This is a genomic window from Cryobacterium sp. 10I1, assembly GCF_035019805.1.
Lineage (GTDB): Bacteria > Actinomycetota > Actinomycetes > Actinomycetales > Microbacteriaceae > Cryobacterium > Cryobacterium glucosi.
In genome coordinates, this window is record NZ_JASJVF010000612.1 from 1 (window position 1) to 326 (window position 326).

The 326-nt window shown below is 67.8% G+C and carries 1 protein-coding gene; it reads left to right on the forward strand.

All coding sequences use genetic code 11. The features are described from left to right. Window positions 1-10 precede the first annotated feature (10 nt). A complete protein-coding gene (locus tag QN345_RS20690; RefSeq protein ID WP_416347692.1) occupies window positions 11-163 on the forward strand; it encodes a winged helix-turn-helix domain-containing protein in 153 nt (50 codons plus the stop codon). Window positions 164-326 lie beyond the last annotated feature (163 nt).

Below are 326 nucleotides of genomic sequence, written 5' to 3' on the forward strand. Positions count from 1 at the left end.
GGTCAACCGGGTGCGCGGCTACGAGTATGCCGGCTACGAGCGCACCATCGACTCCCACATCAAGAACCTCCGGCGCAAGCTCGGGGCCTCGGGAGCGGAAGTTTTGGAGACGGTTCTCGGCGTCGGTTACCGGCTTGCTCTCCGGCGGGACGATGCGTCATGACGACCCGTGGTCTTGGGCTCGGCCCACTCGGACGTCGGTTCCTGCTCGCGTTCATCCTGGTCGCGGTCTCGTCGGTGGCCGTGCTCACCGGCGCGGCCCTGGTGGGTGTGGATCGCGGAGTGCAGGTTTCGCAGCAGGCCGACCGCGAACGGGTTGTTGCGGC